The following is a 16319-nucleotide window of genomic DNA, read 5'->3' as shown; positions in this document are numbered from 1 at the left end:
AATAGTGAACTAAATGTAAATGCGTAATTAGCCGAATCTATATATGGTAAGTAACAAGTCGGCGCACTAGGCTAGCACGCTACAATATCAGAGGGATTGCCTGAAAATTACGCTTTCGAAATAAAAGCCTTCCGATAACGCATGCATGACCCGTGGATTACAATGTTGACAAGATAAGGAAACACCGGGTGGCATTGAGATAGATTCCCCGAATTAAGGGGGACCTAATGGTTACACAAAATGAAACATATACAAGCAGCGTTGTTCCTTACAGCCCTGACATATTGGATGATTTGCCAATTGATGATCAGCTGGCCGTAGAGTTTTTCGCAACAGCACGTTGTGCCAGTTTCAAACAGGCTGCCCGAGGGCTCAATGTGCCAGTGGTAGGCCTGCGGAAACGCTTGGAGAAACTGGAAGAGCACATTGGTGCTCCCGTGTTTGTCTACAAACACAACAAGCTTGCCCTGACCCGCACAGGCGAGAGGGTCAGCCATTACCTGTGCCAGCTCTTCGGCCCAGACGGCCTTGGCAAGTCCGGTGAAAAGGAAGTCCCCAGGCTTACCATCGCGATCACAGAGCCAGTGCTGAACGACATCGTAAACCGCGATCTAGTCGCCTACGTGCGTGATCATGCCGAAATGCAGCTGGAAATCCATTCAGAATGCACAACGCAGATGCTTTCTGAGTGTGAAGTCGATGTGGGTATCGCTTTGGTGAGCCCAGATGATAAAGGCGCGCTTGATCGCCATCCTACGTATAGGTTTGAAAGGCTTGGCCGGATTGGGCACGCCCTGTTCATTTCCAGCCGCTATTCAAGAAGCGTCACCCTTCCAGTGGAGAGCTTGGATTTGCACAACTTCATGCTCGTTGTCCCTTGGGATGAAGAGATCTTGGCGGGCTCACGAAAGTGGGCATCGATAATGGCTGAGCATCAGGGCGGTACCACTCGGGTCAAGAGCTACAACCTATCACGAGGCCTTGTCGTTGGCGGTGCGTGTATTGGAGTGCTGCCCGACTACAGCCGAAAACTGGAGAGAAATATCCTACCCGTGCCGGGTTTCCTGGACGACCTGGAGGAGAAAGATGTCTATCTTGTTATCAAAACGAAGCTTGTCCGCAATCCGCAGGTTTTGGAAATTCGAAGATTGATCAAGAAGAGCTTCTTTGATAAGAAGGACTGGCTTGTTCGGTAACAGTTTTGTTAGGTTTCAAACTCCTCCGTTAACACTACAGAAACACAACTGTCATATTCGCTTGCAACCTAGTCAGAGTGCTTAGAACAAAGGCATCTTGTTACAGCGGGTGACAACCGTGGCCTGCTCCCATCTGCAAGATAAATTTAGGCCGGCGCAGGGCGAAATATAACGTCGGTAGCTAAGCACTTAACATACGAGAGGCAAGCAATGATCCGTTCTTCGAACATGCGGGAAAAGCTGTTGGCTGCCGCAATAATAGGCACATTTTCCTCGCAAGCATTCTCCGGAACAGTAACCACTGACGGAGCTGACATCGTTCTGAAGACCAAGGGCGGTCTTGAAGTATCGACTTCTGACAAGGAATTCAGTTTCAAACTGGGCGGCCGAGTTCAGGCCGACTACGGCCGTTTCGATGGTGTCTTCACCAAGAATGGCGATACCGCTGACGCAGGCTACTTCCGTCGCGCCTACCTTGAGCTCGGTGGCGTGCTGTACCGCGACTGGAAGTATCAGCTCAACTACGACCTTTCCCGCAACACGGGCAACGACTCCGACGGCTACTTCGACGAAGCCAGCCTGACCTACACGGGTTTCAAGCCGGTGCAACTGCGCTTTGGCCGTTTCTACACCGACTTCGGTCTTGAGAAAGCCACCAGTTCGAAGTGGACCACCGCCATGGAGCGGAACCTCTCGTACGACCTGGCGGACTGGATCAACGACAACGCCGGCATGGGTGTTCAAGCCACCAGCACCATCGCTGACATGGCTTATGTTTCCGGTAGCGTTTTCAGCGAAACCAATAACAACTCGGATGGCGACAGCACCAAGCGCTACAACGTACGTGGCGTGTTCGCACCGCTGCACAGTGATGGCAACGTCCTGCACGTCGGTGCTCAGTACGCTTACCGCGACCTCAAAAACAGTGCGGTCGATACCCGGATTCGTTCGCGTCTGGGCGTCCGCGGTGTAGATACCAATGGCGGCGGCGATGCCGGCACCAACGGCAACCGCATGCTGTTTGGCGGTGCTGCTGCACAAGATGGCCTGTGGAAGGACGACTCGGTCTGGGGTCTCGAAGGTGCCTGGGCCACCGGCCCGTTCTCGGTTCAAGCGGAATACCTTCGCCGCAAGCTGAAAGCTGACCAGGCCAACAACGACATGAAGGCCTCCGGTTACTACGCCCAGATGGCTTACACCCTGACCGGCGAGCCGCGTATCTACAAGCTCGATGGTGCCAAGTTCGACACTATCAAACCAGAGAACAAGGAACTGGGGGCCTGGGAAGTCTTCTACCGCTTTGACGATATCAAGGTCGAAGACGGCAACCTGGTCACCGCGGCGGACCAATCGAACGAGCGCAAGGCCAAGAGCCACACGGTGGGTGTGAACTGGTACGTCAACGAGGCGGTGAAAGTCAGTGCCAACTACATCAACGTGCGCACCGACAACAACGAGAACACCGTGGGCGACGACAGCGGCAATGCCATCGTGACCCGCCTGCAATACGTCTTCTGATCCCTCTCATCAGTCTGACGTGAGAAAGCCGGAAGCGCTCAACGTGCTTCCGGCTTTCCTGTTTCTGGAGGTGATCAAGCATGGAGCGCCCTCCTCCTACCTGCTTTCGCTTACCGATGACCGCTCTTGCCAAAGCTCGGCGAATCTGATGTGATTGCCGCGTCGGGCTTTGCATGGTGGCCGTGCAAGCAAATCAAACCTGACTCCTATTCATGATTGAACCTGATTCGACGTCCAGCTTCGCGTCTAACGGCCCTACAAGCGCAGCTACCCCAACGTCGCTCATTAGGGGATAGTCATGTCTGCAAAAAAGCTGCTTCAACCTCTCGCTGCTCAGCTGCACGCCTCGTTCTCGGCTTCTGGCCGCCCGTACTCTCATCTGCACCTCCACCAGCTGTTCCACGCGGCCATCGGCTCCGTTGCACCGCAAGTTGCCATCCAAGACAAGCTGCCAATTCAGGTCTGTCGTGACAACGAGACACGGCAGTACAACCTCTACGCGGCGGTCGAGCGGGCGAAAACGTGCTTAGGATTGACCGATCTTCAAGCAGTCGGTGTGGCTGAAGAAGTCATTGAGGTGCTACGAACTGCGGGAATCGGCGTGAACCAGGTTCGCCTGCTCCTTGACCCCTCCTTCAGCTCGAAGACTCGCAAAAAGGCCTTCAAGGCTCTCTGCAAGAACCTGGATCTGAACGAGCTAGGCGATCGCTTCGTCCCCAAGACTGCCACGTTGGCCATCGCTGCTGGTATTGCGCCGCCTCCCAAAATGTCGTGGAAGGATCGCTTCGCCCTGGCTGCAAATTCCCCCATGCGGGGGCCAAGCGAGCTCATCAGCATGGTCAACCGGGATGAGTGTTATCTGTGGGTATTCCCACCGACTGACCATCATGCGACGGCTCCAGCGACGCATGACCGTTTCTTTGGTGAAAAGACCCACCCGAGCGCAGAAATGGGCATGGGGTTCAGCATCATCGATTCCGGCTGGACCCGCCCCAAGTACCCGCTATCCAGGCAGTCACAAGAGACCTTCATCCAGTATTCGCTTTCTGCGCCGATGTGGTCCTGGCGCGCACAAAGTGACACCTGGCGCCTGGGAAACATCCTGCGTTCAAGAATCCTTGACGGGGCTCCTTGGCATAACGAGCCTCTGAGTGACGTGCTTCCGAGCGGCCTTAAATCCCTGCCCCGGATCTATGGGTGCGAAACCTGCCGAACGCTGTTCATTGAGAATCACAGCGACTACCCGGATGTACCCACTCAGTGCCAATGCGGTGAGGCGAGCAGCACGGGTGACCAAAACGAGTCATCTGCTCTCAATAGCTGATTTTCCTTACGGTGGCGGGCTGAGCCCCCCGTTAGGGATTGGCTATGGGAGCGGGATTCGCTCACCCCAAACCTGAAGGCGCCGCCACCTAACCGAGCGATATGAGCTGAATGCTCGCGGAGTAGATATGCAAAAGAGTAAAAACAAACAGGACACCCTGGCGGCGATCAATGCGCTTGTCGAGATTGCGTATGATCAGGGATTTGCGGACGGACACGGAGTCGGCAATCAAGTCGGTTTCGTAGCCGGTGTCATGAGCCTCAAAGCTGCATTGGCCTGCGGCTTACGGCATGGCTCACCTGAGTGCGGAAAGGCCCTTGAAAGCCTCAAGCGCATCGGGATCGACGAGTGAGAGAAAAGTACGGGTCGTGCGCTGATCGCGCACGACCCGTACTTCTACTTCAGGTCATTTCCCTGCTTAGCTTCATGATTGAAGCTCAGGGATCAGGTGCTTCTGCGGTAGGCCAACAGGCGCAAGGCGTTGAAGACGACCAACAGTGTGGAGCCCTCATGGATCGCAACAGCGGCACCAATGCTCAAGCCCATGATGGTGGACGGAACCAGGATGGCCACAATCCCCAAGCTGACGAACAGATTCTGGTGGATGATCGATCGCGTGTGACGGCTCAGCCCCACCGCAAATGGGAGTTGCCTGATGTCGTCAGCCATAAGCGCGATATCAGCCGTTTCCAGGGCAACATCAGATCCAGCAGCCCCCATTGCGATACCAACGCTCGAACTGGCCATGGCAGGGGCATCATTGACGCCGTCACCCACCATGGCCACCTTGGCGCTAAGGCGCAGGTTTTTGATGGCCTTGACCTTGTCTTCCGGCATCAGGTCTCCCCACGCTTCATCTAAGCCAACTTGTTTGGCTACAGCCTCTGCAACGCGGTTGTGGTCTCCAGAAATCATGACCATGCGTTCGATGCCCATCTCTCTAAGCTTCTGGAGTGCCTCTTTGGCCCCCTCCCGGGGTGTGTCCAATAGCCCGATAGCGCCCAGATCCTTGTCAGCACGCCGTACCACCATGGTGGTACGGCCTGACTGACGTAGACGCTCCGCAGCCTCCAGGGCTGCCTTGCTGAGTGCGGGAATACCATTGGTACCGAACATCTCGACCTTGCCAATCCAGACGAACTGCCCATCAAGCTCAGCACGCACGCCGCGGCCAATCATGTTGCTCATGTTCTTGGCTTGGAATCGGCGCCGTGTGCCAATCATCTCTTCACCGTCACGCACAATTGCCGCAGCCAGCGGATGGTCGCTCATCGACTCCACAGCGATGGCGACGTTTAGCAGATCCTCGATCTGCGTGCCGCCTATGGGTATTACATCGGTGATACGTGGGCGCCCTTCGGTCAGGGTACCGGTCTTGTCGAATGCCATGGCATTCAATGATCCAAGCTCTTCAAGTGGCGCACCGCCCTTGATCAGCACGCCACCTCGGGCTGCCCTGGCGATGCCAGAGAGAATGGCGCTTGGTGTAGCGATCGCGAGCGCGCAGGGGCTGGCTGCAACCAGTACGGCCATCGCCCGGTAGAACGAGTCACGGAACGGCTCGTCAAGGAAAATGCCGGCAAATAGCAGCCCGACTACCAGCAGTAAAACCAACGGGACGAATATGCGTTGGAAGCGGTCCGTGAATCGCTGGGTCGGTGACTTCCTGACTTCGGCTTCACTGACCATCTTGATGACCCGCGCCAAGGTACTCTCCGTAGAGCGCCGTGTTACCTCAACCTCGATGAGCGTTTCGCCATTGATGGTACCGGCGAAGACTTTCGAGGCTGCATCCACTGCATCTGGCTTGCTGCGTGCGAGTTCGGCATCAGGAACAGGTTGCTTGTCCACGGGGACGCTCTCACCGGTTACTGGCGCCTGGTTGATACTTGAGGAGCCTACGACTACAAAACCATCGGCCGGCAGGCGGTCATTGGGGCGCACGATGACAACGTCACCGGGAACCAGCAGCTCCACGGGCATCTCCACCGTGCCATTTGCTCTGCGTACGATCGCGGTGGCTGGTGCGAGCTTGGACAGTGCCTCAATCGCTTTCTTGGCCCGCCCCATCGCGTAGCTTTCAAGGGAATGCCCCAGACTGAACAGGAACAGCAGCAGAGCCCCCTCCGCCCAGGCGCCGATGCTCGCGGCACCGACTGCGGCGAGAAGCATCAGCGAGTCGATCTCGAAGCGTTTCTGACGGATGTTGGTAACCGCTTCCTTAGTGGTGAACCATCCACCGAACACGTAGGCCGACACGTACAGAATCAGAGGCAGACGATCAATCAGGCCAAGTTTTCCTGCGAGAGCTCCGGCACCCAGGAGAGCACCACAGATCAGCGCGAAAATCAGCTCTGTGTTCATTCCAAAAATGCCGCCATGCTCATGGCTATGACCTTCATGCCCGGCTTGGTCATCAGGGCGTTCAAGCAAACTCTTCATAACTCGTCCCTTCTGGGGTCAAGGCTTCCAATTGCCCTCTGCAGTTGGGGAGCCGTCTCTGTTGGTTGGCTAAGATCTATTGCACGGTTTGCCCGAGCCCAGGCGTTAACATTTCGAAGCTATGGGGTATCGGGCGTAATAAAAAATGCCAGGCACTGCCTGGCATTTATGAATTCTCTAATTGTTCTGTTCAAATCGTTTACTACTTGTTGTTGATGCATTGCGAATACATCGAGTAACGAACAGTCTTGAGCGTGCCCTGGGAGTCCTCGAAGGTCATCAACCGTGGATAGACCTGGCAGGTACGGGGGTCCTGCGACTGACGTACGAATTTCGCAACGTCTATCTTCATGCCATATTTGTAATCCTGAATCTCTGGCATTGGCTTGCCATTTTTCTCCGCGTACTTGGCCACTGCGGTCTGGTGTTCCTTGGTGTATTGAAGCTGCTTGCTCTCGGAGAAAGTGTTGGCCTGCGAAGCCACCGAGAAAACAACAAGTGCAGCAGCGATAATTAGCTTTTTCATAAAACCCTCTCAATTTCAAAACTTCTCGGGCGTAACCTTAGCAATGCATAGGCATCACCGGCATGACGAGAAACTTACAATTTTGAAAGGTAAGTGCATCTACTTCACTTTAAACAAAAAAGCCCACAACACGTGTTGTGGGCTTCTCTTTAGCGGAGGCTGTTAGCTAACCACTTCGGCCTCGTCGCCGTCTTCATCCTTGCGGTGTGCCCAGTGATACAGGGCAGGCAGTACCAGCAAGGTCAGTGCGGTGGAGGACAGGATCCCGCCAATCACCACCGTCGCCAATGGCCGCTGAACTTCGGCACCGGTGCCGGTGGCCAAAGCCATCGGGATGAAGCCCAGGGACGCTACCAAGGCTGTCATCAGAACAGGTCGCAGACGGGTCAATGCACCTTCATCGACTGCCTGTCTGAGCGTTCGTCCCTCCTCCCTTAGCCCGCGGATGAAGGCAATCATCACCAGGCCGTTCAGTACTGCAACGCCGGACAGTGCAATGAAGCCGACACCTGCCGAGATCGACAGTGGGATGTCCCGCAGCCACAACGCCACAACACCACCGGTGAGTGCGAATGGAATACCGGTGAAGACCAGCATGCCGTCCTTCAGGTTGTTGAACATCAGGAACAACAAGGTCATGACCAGCAGCAAGGCGACTGGAACAACGATCTGCAGGCGTTTGGCAGCCGACTGCAGCTGCTCGAACTGGCCCCCCCAAGTCGTCCAGTAGCCCGCAGGGATTTGCACCTTCTTGTCCAGCGATGCGGTCGCCTCCTCAACGAAGGACCCCAGATCGCGGCCTCGAACGTTGGCGCTGACGATAACCAGACGTTTGCCGTTCTCGCGGCTGATTTGGTTCGGGCCCAGTTGCAGGTCCAGATTGGCGACCTGGGACAGCGGGATGAAGCCGATCTGATTGGCACCCTGTGCCGCATTGGCAGGTACCGGGATCAGCAAGCTGGACATACCCGCTACGTCGGTGCGAACGGTCTCTGGTAGGCGTACTACCATGTCGAACCGACGGTCGCCCTCATACAGCGTGCCGGCCTGACGGCCACCCACGGCGATAGCGATCGAGTTCTGAACATCCGCGATGTTCAGGCCGTAGCGTGCTGCTTTTTCGCGGTCAATGTTGATGGTCAGCACCGGCAGGCCGGATGTCTGCTCAACTTTCACTTCCGATGAGCCCGGGACCGCTTTGAGCGCTGCCGCGATCTTGTTGGCGGTGTTGTTGAGCACGTCCATGTCATCGCCGAAGACTTTCACAGCGACGTCACTACGCACGCCCGAAATCAGCTCGTTGAAACGCAGTTGGATTGGCTGCGACAACTCGTAGTTGCTTCCTGGAACACCCGCTGCGGCCTTCTGCACTTCAGCAATCAGCTCATCACGAGGCTTCTTCGGGTTAGGCCACTGATCCTGAGGCTTGAGCATGATGTAGGCGTCAGAGGCGTTCGGCGGCATCGGGTCAGATGCAATTTCTGCGGTACCCGAGCGTGCGAACATCCGCTCAACTTCAGGCACCTGCGCAATCACCGCTTTCTCCAGACGCTGCTGCATCTCGACAGATTGAGTGAGGCTCGTTCCAGGCACACGCATGGCCTGCATCGCAAAGTCACCCTCACTGAGGCTTGGGATGAACTCGCTACCCATACGACTTGCCAGCAAACCACTGAGCACGACCAAGGCTACTGCGGCCGAGAAAGCGATGTTCCGATGTCCCAGCACCCATTGCAGAACCGGTTCATAGCGCAGTCGAGCTGTGCGCATGACCACGCCTTCCTCTTCCTTCACCTTGCCAGTGACGAACATGGCAATAGCTGCAGGAACAAAGGTAACGGACAGGACCATTGCACCCAGCAGCGCCATCACAACGGTGAAGGCCATCGGGTGGAACATTTTGCCTTCGACGCCGGTGAGGGCGAAGATCGGCAGGTACACCACCATGATGATCAGCTGACCGAAGATCAGCGGCCGGCGAGCTTCTCGCGCCGCGGCAAAGACCTCGTGGAAGCGTTCGGTTTTGGTGAGCATGCGGCCATGCTTATGTTGCGCATGAGCCAGTCGACGGATCGCGTTTTCTACAATAACCACGGCACCGTCGACGATGATGCCGAAGTCGAGTGCCCCCAAACTCATTAAGTTGGCACTGACCTTGTTGTTGAACATGCCTGTGAAGGTGAACAGCATGGACAGCGGAATCACCATCGCGGTGATCAGAGCCGCACGGATGTTGCCGAGGAACAGGAACAGAATGGCGATAACCAGGATCGCGCCTTCCACCAGGTTCTTCTTCACCGTCGCGATGGCTTTTTCAACCAGGTTGGTACGGTCGTAAACAGTCACAGCCACCACGCCCTTTGGCAGGGTGCGGTTGATGTCCGCCAATTTGGCGGCGACAGCTTGAGATACGGTGCGGCTGTTTTCACCAATCAGCATGAACACGGTACCGAGCACGACTTCGCGGCCGTTCTCAGTAGCAGCACCTGTACGGAGCTCTTTACCGATGCTGACGTCAGCAACGCTGCTGATGCGAATCGGTGCACCATCCACACTGGTGATCACGATGTTGGCGATGTCTTCGATATTGCCTACCTGACCCGGTGCACGGATGAGCAACTGTTCACCATTACGCTCGATGTAGCCGGCACCGACGTTGGCGTTGTTACTTTCCAACGCTGCGACCAGGTCATTGAGTGTCAGCTTGTAGGTAGCCAGGCGCTTTGGATCCGGCGCAACCAGGAACTGCTTGGCATAACCGCCGATGGTATTGATCTCGGCCACACCCGGGACGTTACGCAGCTGAGGCTTGATGATCCAGTCCTGGATCACGCGCAGGTCGGTCGGGGTGTACGGCGTACCGTCCTCTTTGACCGCGCCATCTTCGGCTTCAACAGTCCACAGGAAGATCTCGCCGAGGCCGGTAGATACCGGACCCATGACGGCCTCTACACCTTCTGGCAGCTGTTCCTTCGCAACCTGCAGCCGCTCGTTGATCAACTGGCGGGCAAAGAAGATGTCAGTGCCATCCTTGAAGATCACGGTGACCTGAGACAGGCCAGAGCGAGACAGGGAACGGGTCTGCTGAAGGCCCGGGAGACCGGCCATGGCCGTTTCAACTGGAAACGTGATCCGTTGTTCGGTTTCCAAGGGCGAGTAACCAGGCGCTGCAGTGTTGATCTGCACCTGGACGTTGGTGATATCGGGTACCGCATCGATGGGCAGCTTTTGATAGCTGTAGATACCGATACCCGCCATGATCAGAACGGCGATCATTACTACGATGCGCTGCTCGATGGCGAATCTGATGATACGTTCAAACATGAGAAATCATCCTGTCAGTTCGCATCAGTGACCGTGTTCGGCAGAAGCTTTGCCGAGCTCGGACTTGAGTGTGAAGCTGCCACTGGTTGCTACCTGGGCGCCGGCTTCAATACCGTCGATGATTTCCACGTACCCATTGTCGCGGCGACCCAGTTTTACCGGGCGGGTGTCAAAGCCATCTGGGGTGCGTACGAATACCGAAGGTTTGTCTTCAACGGTCTGCACAGCGTGCTCAGGGACCGCTACGGCAACTCGATCGGTCTGGGAGGTGACCGCAATGTTTACGAACAGGCCTGGACGCCAGGCGCCGTTGGGGTTGGTCAAGGTGACGCGGACAGTAGCTGCACGGTTTTGCTCGCCCAGCAGGCTGCCGACATAACCCACCTTCCCTTCGACCTCGACGTTCATGTCAGGCGAAGAGACTTTCACTGCACGGCCAGTCGTGACCTTGCCCAGATCTGTCGGCGGAACTGCGAAGGTCGCCCAGACCTGATTCAGGTCGGAAAGGATGAAGGCGTTGGTCGCCTCGCTGACGACTTCGCCGACGGTCAGGTGTTTCTCCACTACCACGGCGTCGAAGGGAGCGCGGAGCTCGTAACGATTACCGCCAACGGAGTTAACCGAGGCACCGATTGCGCCGACCTTCTGCTTGGCGTTGGCCAAGGAGATCTCCGCTTCTTGCAGCGCTTGGCGTGCTTGGAGGTAGTCTTGCTCTGCAGAGATCTTGTCCTGCCACAGTTGCTTCTCACGTTCGAAGGTCACACGCGCCAGTTCGACGCGACGCTGTGCGGCCTGTTGTTCGCTGCGCAGGTCAGAGATCTGCTGGCTGGCGATTACCGCGAGGACTTGCCCTTTCTTGACCGTCTCGCCCAGGTTGGCCTGGACAGCCTCAACAACGCCAGGAACACGAGGAACCACGTGGGCAGTACGATCTTCGTCGAAGCGAATTTCGCCAGGGAAGCTCACGACGGTACCGAGGTCACGAGGCGCTGCAGCTTCCAGGGCAACACCAGCGGCCTTGATCTGTTCAGCGCTGAGCGTCAGCTTGCCCTCTTCTTCACCGCCCTCTTCGCTGTGGCCTTCTTCACCATGGCCCTCATCACCTTCCTCTTTGGCGGCAGATGCGGCTTTCTTTTCGTCGCCATGGCCATCGTTAGCGCCATGCTCGGCAGTACTGGCGGCCTGCTGTCCGGAACTGTTGTTCCAGGCAAGGCTGCCAAATCCGAGGGCTGCCACAGCGGCTACCGCGAGGGCGATCTTGCGTTTGTTATCCATTGCTACTCCTGCTGATCGTAGGCACCGGCTTGTTCAAGGCTGTGTGCCGAAGAAAATGTTTGGCCCGTTCAGCGAGTGCCGGCGGTTGAGCCGACTTCGCCATAAACCCTTTCCACCTGCGCACGCGCATTGGTCGCCGCTGCCAACGATTCGAGGTATTGGCCACGAGCGACGATCAAGGTGCGCTGGGCATCCAGCACTTCGATGAAACCGAATTTGCCCATCTCGAAGCCGCGGGTTGCGGTCTCTACGGCTTGTTGGGCTGAAGGCAGAATGGTCTTGTCGTAGGACTCGACCTCCTGCATGGCGGTGGACCATTGGTTCAACGCGGTTTGGGTTTCGGTGCGCAGGCGCAGCTCAACAGCATTGCGCTGGTCCCGGGCCTGATCTGCACGACGAGAAGCGGAAAGAATGTTGCCCTGGTTACGATCGAACAGCGGCAAAGGCATAGACAGGCCCACAGTGTTGACCCGCTCGCGCACAGAGCGGTCGTACTGGCTACCTACACTGACAGTAAGGTTCGGGATACGCTGAGCTTTCTCTGAGCCGAGCGAGGCATCGCTCTTGTCTATCTGCACCACGGCCTGACGCATTTCTGCTGTTTGGTCGAGCTTAGCCAGCAGATCTTCAGTGCGAGGTGGCAAGCCCGGGGAGAGGGTTGGCGATTCGAGTCGATCAAACACGGTGACTGAGCTCCCGGTAATTTGAGCGAGCTGTTGGTAAGCGGTCGCTTTTTCCGTTTCTGCACGTCGAACTTGCAGCTGGGCTTCGGCCAGTTGCACTTGAGCGCGGGTCGCCTCCACTGGGGACGACTTACCTGCGCGAACACGGCCATCGACGATGCGAAGACCGCGCTCAGTCAGTTCGAGAGATTGCTTGGCCAGGTCGAGACCTGTCTGGGCCCGCAACGCGGCGTAAAAGGCTTGGACGACATCTGCACGCAGGCCGTTAACGCGACGGTCTAACTCAAGCTGTGCGGCGGTCTGCCCGTATGTGGCGACGTCAACACGAGCCCCCCGCTTACCGCCCAGCTCAAGGGTCTGGCTGAGAGAGACAGTCGTCTGGCTGGTGTTACGACGGGTGTCTTCCACGTCATACGAGATTGTGGGGTTGGGGATAAGCCCGGCCTGCTTGCGAGCACCATCAGCGATCCCAATTTCTTGCCTGGCCGCGGCCAGGTCTGGGTTGGCATCCATGGCCGTCGAAAGCGCCTGGGGCAAGCTGATGCTTTGGGCAAGGGCTGCAGGCGCCATCAACCCAGAGATGACTGCACAGAGTGCAGCGATCTTCCAGGGCGAGACGGGGGTCTTGGGTAAGACATTGCGGTTATACCGGGGCACTTTGATGGTCCTCGTGCACAAACTTCGATAAAGCTTGGCGAGAACGCCGAAACAGCTGCCAAGCCCCACTTGATTAGGTGATGGCACTCTAATGAGCGGTAGCTATCAGAGGGGTGGCTAGAAAATTACAATTCCGTAAGAATGTCCTGTAATGCCCGAAAATACTGGGAAACCAAACCCGACACGATGATTTCGTTACAAGCAACGGAGATGGCAAACACGCGGTGCGAAGGCCCGAACAACAGGTAGATGACGAAATTGTAATTTTCCTATCACCCCCCCGTTATCTTCGGCCTGCAAATATGAGCTCGCGCTACGCTAGGCGCGCCGCCTGGTCAGAACAATTAACGACACCCGCGCCGGTAAACATAATAAAAACTGCCGTGAATCAAAGGAGCATCGGATGAAAATCAAAGTACCACTGTATTTGGCGGCAGTTTCTGCGCTGTCTGGAAGCTATGCTATTTCGGCACAGGCAGAAGACAAGCCAGAAGGCTTCATTGAAGGCAGCAGCCTTACAGTGCTGAACCGTAACTTCTACTTCAACCGTGATAACCGCGACAGCACTGCCCCCACTTATAACAGTGGCAAGGGCAACACCAACGGCTACTCCGAAGCCTGGGCGCACGCGATCATCAGCAAATTCAACTCTGGGTTTACCCAGGGAACCGTTGGCTTTGGCGTTGATGCCTTCGCCATGATCGGCCTCAAGCTCGACACCGGTGATGGGCGCAACGGCGGCCGTAGCTCCTTCGACGTGCTACCCGTTGATAACAAGGGCGAAGCTCGCGACGAATACACCAAGGTCGGCGGCGCAGCCAAAGTCCGCTTGTTCGATACCATCGTGAAAGTAGGTGATGTTTTCCCATCGACTCCGGTCGTTGCATCCGGCGACTCTCGCCTGCTGCCAGAAAGCTTCCGCGGCGTGACCGTTGAGAACACCAGCATCCAAGGCCTCACCCTGCAGGGTGGTCGTCTGCATGCGATGAGCCAGCCGGTCTCAAGCAACCTGAACGACAACTTCGTGACGTTCTACGGCGGCCCGGTCAACTCGCCATGGATCGGTTACGGTGGCGGTGACTACTCGATCAACGACAACTGGACTGTGAGCGTCTACGCCAGCCAGCTGAAAGACGTCTGGAATCAGTACTACGCCGGCACCAGCGTGGTTTACCCGCTGAGCGACGATCTGGCGCTGATCGGTGGCTTCAACTACTACAAAGCCGTAGATGAAGGTAAGAAGCGCCTGGGTGAATTCGACAACAACATCTGGAGTGCCAAGGTCGGCGTGCGTTACGGTGCCCATACCCTAGCCCTGTCGCACCAGCGCAACAACGGCGACGACGATTTTGACTACCTGCGTCAGTCGGACTCGATTTTCGTCGACAACTCCATCCAGTACAGCGACTTCAACTCGCCGAAAGAGCGTTCCTGGATGCTGCGCTATGACCTGAACTTCACCAGCTACGGCATTCCAGGCCTGACGTTCATGACCCGCTACGCCAGAGGCTCGGGCGCGGATTACTCGAACGCTAACCAGTTCTACATGCGCACTGATGACAACGGCAACCCGCTCGACAATCAGAAGCGTTGGGAGCGTGACGTCGAAGTCAAATACGTTGTCCAAACCGGTCCAGCAAAAGATCTGTCCTTCCGGTTGCGCCAGGCAACCACACGTGCCACTGCATTCGAATCGGATCTGGATGAAACCCGTGTGATCATTGAGTACCCGCTTTCGATTCTGTAATTCGCTAACTGGACCAGTTATTCATTAACTGGTCCTATTAGTAAAACGAGCATTACGAATTCACCTTGAGTGGCTTAAGTGCTCCTTTGGTAAAAGGTGGATATTTGGCGCCCATTGGGCGCCTTTTTTTGCCTAAAATTCAAGTAGGCGTTCGATTGTACGCATCGCATGCCGGTGAAGTTCATGACTACACCAATGACCAGTCTCTTCAATGTGAGCGACCTCGCCGTCATCTGAGCGGAACGAAGCCAGCACAAAGAAGAAAATAACCCAATACTTCATAAGGTCAAATCACCTGCTGGAGAGAGGGCCCGCAACTGTCAAACCCAAACCGCGACAAGATATACCGCCAGACTATCAACTGTATTACCTAGAAATTACAAATCCGTCATTTGAGCCCCGGCACGCTCATTTTGATTTACCATCCCTTTCAATAATGCCGGCGCGCGTGCGCGGTTAATTGCTCAGTGATATCGAGACAAAATCCCATGCGAATTCTGGTAATTGAGGATGAAGTAAAAACTGCGGAGTATGTGCGTCAAGGTCTGACGGAATGTGGCTATGTCGTAGATTGCGTCCACACCGGGTCAGATGGATTATTCTTGGCTAAGCAGCACGAATATGAGCTGATTATCCTGGATATAAATCTGCCAGAGATGGACGGTTGGCAGGTCCTTGAGTTGTTGCGTCGTAAAAACTGCCCTTCCCGTATCATGATGCTGACGGCGAGAAGCCGGCTGGCGGATAAGGTCCGGGGGCTGGAGAACGGAGCAGATGACTACCTGATCAAGCCATTTGAGTTCCCTGAGCTGCTGGCCCGGGTTCGCGCCTTGATGCGCAGGTCAGATCACCCTGCATCCGTAGAGGTCATTCGCGTCGCTGACCTGGAGCTTGATCAGAGCCGGCACAGGGCATTCAGGGACGGTCAGCGCATTGACCTGACCACGAAAGAATTCGCGTTACTGCATTACCTGATGCGTAATACCGGTGTGGTGCTGAGCCGCACCCAAATTATTTCGCAGGTTTGGGATATGAATTTTGACTGCGACACAAACGTTGTAGAGGTGTCGATTCGAAGACTCAGAGCCAAGATAGATGACCCTTTCGAGACCAAACTGATACATACGCTTCGGGGCGTAGGGTATGTGCTTGAAAAACGATAGTTGCCAAGCTCTCTAGTACCGAAAATCCGCTACATGCTCCCGTCGCTTGCGAACTTGAGGTTTCTGTTTACGATCCGCGGCGCTGATTCCTCACTCAACAAATGAGGTAGGCTGTACATGAGGTATAGCATTGATTATCAGCAGGTTTCGCAAGGACAATCCGATGCCAGCATTGATGCCTGTCCAGCTGACATTGTCTTCAACAGCGACCATGGCCTAGCTCTTATCCCGTGCGTTGGCGATGTTATCAACCTCCCCTCTACGGCGGTCAAAGAAGGGGTTTGCGGCATCGTTAGATCAAGGATTTTCAATTATCTCAGAGGTCCTGAAGAGCTGTACTGTCACGTCAATATTCTCGTTGAGGAGGCGGACATCAATTTCGAAAGTCTCATCTCGGAATACATGCGCAATCAGTCACGTGCTCGCTCGCCTTCTTCATAAAGTCGAAGGCGGGCCAGTCCATT

The 16319-nt window shown here is 55.8% G+C and carries 12 protein-coding genes; 7 read left to right on the top strand and 5 right to left on the bottom strand.

The genetic code is table 11. The annotated features are described in order from the left end of the window. Positions 1 to 227: 227 nt before the first annotated feature. The 4 genes from B2790_RS05680 to B2790_RS05665 all read left to right on the top strand — a co-directional run bounded on the left by B2790_RS05680 (position 228) and on the right by B2790_RS05665 (position 4390). Positions 228 to 1196 (top strand): LysR family transcriptional regulator, encoded by a 969-nt coding sequence (locus B2790_RS05680; protein WP_011953108.1) that lies wholly within the window; start codon positions 228 to 230, stop codon positions 1194 to 1196. Positions 1197 to 1406: 210 nt separating this feature from the next. Beyond that, the gene (locus tag B2790_RS05675; RefSeq protein ID WP_009395904.1) at positions 1407 to 2714 is read left to right on the top strand and encodes an OprO/OprP family phosphate-selective porin; all 1308 of its coding nucleotides are present in this window, start codon (positions 1407 to 1409) and stop codon (positions 2712 to 2714) included. 298 nt (positions 2715 to 3012) lie between these two features. Further along, positions 3013 to 4038, top strand: a complete 1026-nt coding sequence (locus B2790_RS05670; protein ID WP_011953109.1) for a hypothetical protein — start codon at positions 3013 to 3015, stop codon at positions 4036 to 4038. Positions 4039 to 4165: 127 nt separating this feature from the next. Beyond that, entirely contained in the window at positions 4166 to 4390 is a 225-nt protein-coding gene (locus B2790_RS05665) for a hypothetical protein (protein WP_010951451.1), read from the top strand. 92 nt (positions 4391 to 4482) lie between these two features. Here the strand turns inward: B2790_RS05665 and B2790_RS05660 are convergent, their stop codons facing one another. From B2790_RS05660 to B2790_RS05640, 5 genes are all read right to left on the bottom strand, one after another. Continuing rightward, complete coding sequence (locus B2790_RS05660) at positions 4483 to 6480, bottom strand: heavy metal translocating P-type ATPase (RefSeq protein ID WP_010951452.1); 1998 nt, start codon at positions 6478 to 6480, stop codon at positions 4483 to 4485. Positions 6481 to 6682: 202 nt separating this feature from the next. After that, positions 6683 to 7006 (bottom strand): DUF2790 domain-containing protein, encoded by a 324-nt coding sequence (locus tag B2790_RS05655; RefSeq protein ID WP_003253432.1) that lies wholly within the window; start codon positions 7004 to 7006, stop codon positions 6683 to 6685. Between the two features lie 162 nt (positions 7007 to 7168). Beyond that, positions 7169 to 10330, bottom strand: coding sequence for a CusA/CzcA family heavy metal efflux RND transporter (locus tag B2790_RS05650; RefSeq protein WP_010951454.1), 3162 nt, complete (start codon positions 10328 to 10330; stop codon positions 7169 to 7171). 24 nt (positions 10331 to 10354) lie between these two features. Continuing rightward, positions 10355 to 11605, bottom strand: coding sequence for an efflux RND transporter periplasmic adaptor subunit (locus tag B2790_RS05645; RefSeq protein WP_010951455.1), 1251 nt, complete (start codon positions 11603 to 11605; stop codon positions 10355 to 10357). A 68-nt stretch (positions 11606 to 11673) separates the two neighbouring features. Beyond that, positions 11674 to 12945 (bottom strand): TolC family protein, encoded by a 1272-nt coding sequence (locus B2790_RS05640; RefSeq protein ID WP_010951456.1) that lies wholly within the window; start codon positions 12943 to 12945, stop codon positions 11674 to 11676. 403 nt (positions 12946 to 13348) lie between these two features. Here B2790_RS05640 and B2790_RS05635 point away from each other — a divergent pair, with 403 nt between their 5' ends. From B2790_RS05635 to B2790_RS05625, 3 genes are all read left to right on the top strand, one after another. Then, the gene (locus B2790_RS05635; protein WP_003253422.1) at positions 13349 to 14692 is read left to right on the top strand and encodes an OprD family porin; all 1344 of its coding nucleotides are present in this window, start codon (positions 13349 to 13351) and stop codon (positions 14690 to 14692) included. A 488-nt stretch (positions 14693 to 15180) separates the two neighbouring features. Continuing rightward, positions 15181 to 15855: a heavy metal response regulator transcription factor gene (locus B2790_RS05630; protein ID WP_003253420.1), complete on the top strand. Its 675-nt coding sequence runs from the start codon at positions 15181 to 15183 to the stop codon at positions 15853 to 15855. 117 nt (positions 15856 to 15972) lie between these two features. Beyond that, on the top strand, positions 15973 to 16296 hold the full coding sequence (locus B2790_RS05625) for a hypothetical protein (protein ID WP_010951457.1): 324 nt from the start codon (positions 15973 to 15975) through the stop codon (positions 16294 to 16296). The last annotated feature ends 23 nt before the right edge of the window (positions 16297 to 16319 follow it).

The organism is Pseudomonas sp. UBA6753, from assembly GCF_002453565.1.
Classification (GTDB): domain Bacteria; phylum Pseudomonadota; class Gammaproteobacteria; order Pseudomonadales; family Pseudomonadaceae; genus Aquipseudomonas; species Aquipseudomonas putida_Z.
The sequence above is the reverse complement of the archived record's forward strand: the minus strand, read 5'-3'. Positions and strand labels throughout refer to the sequence as shown.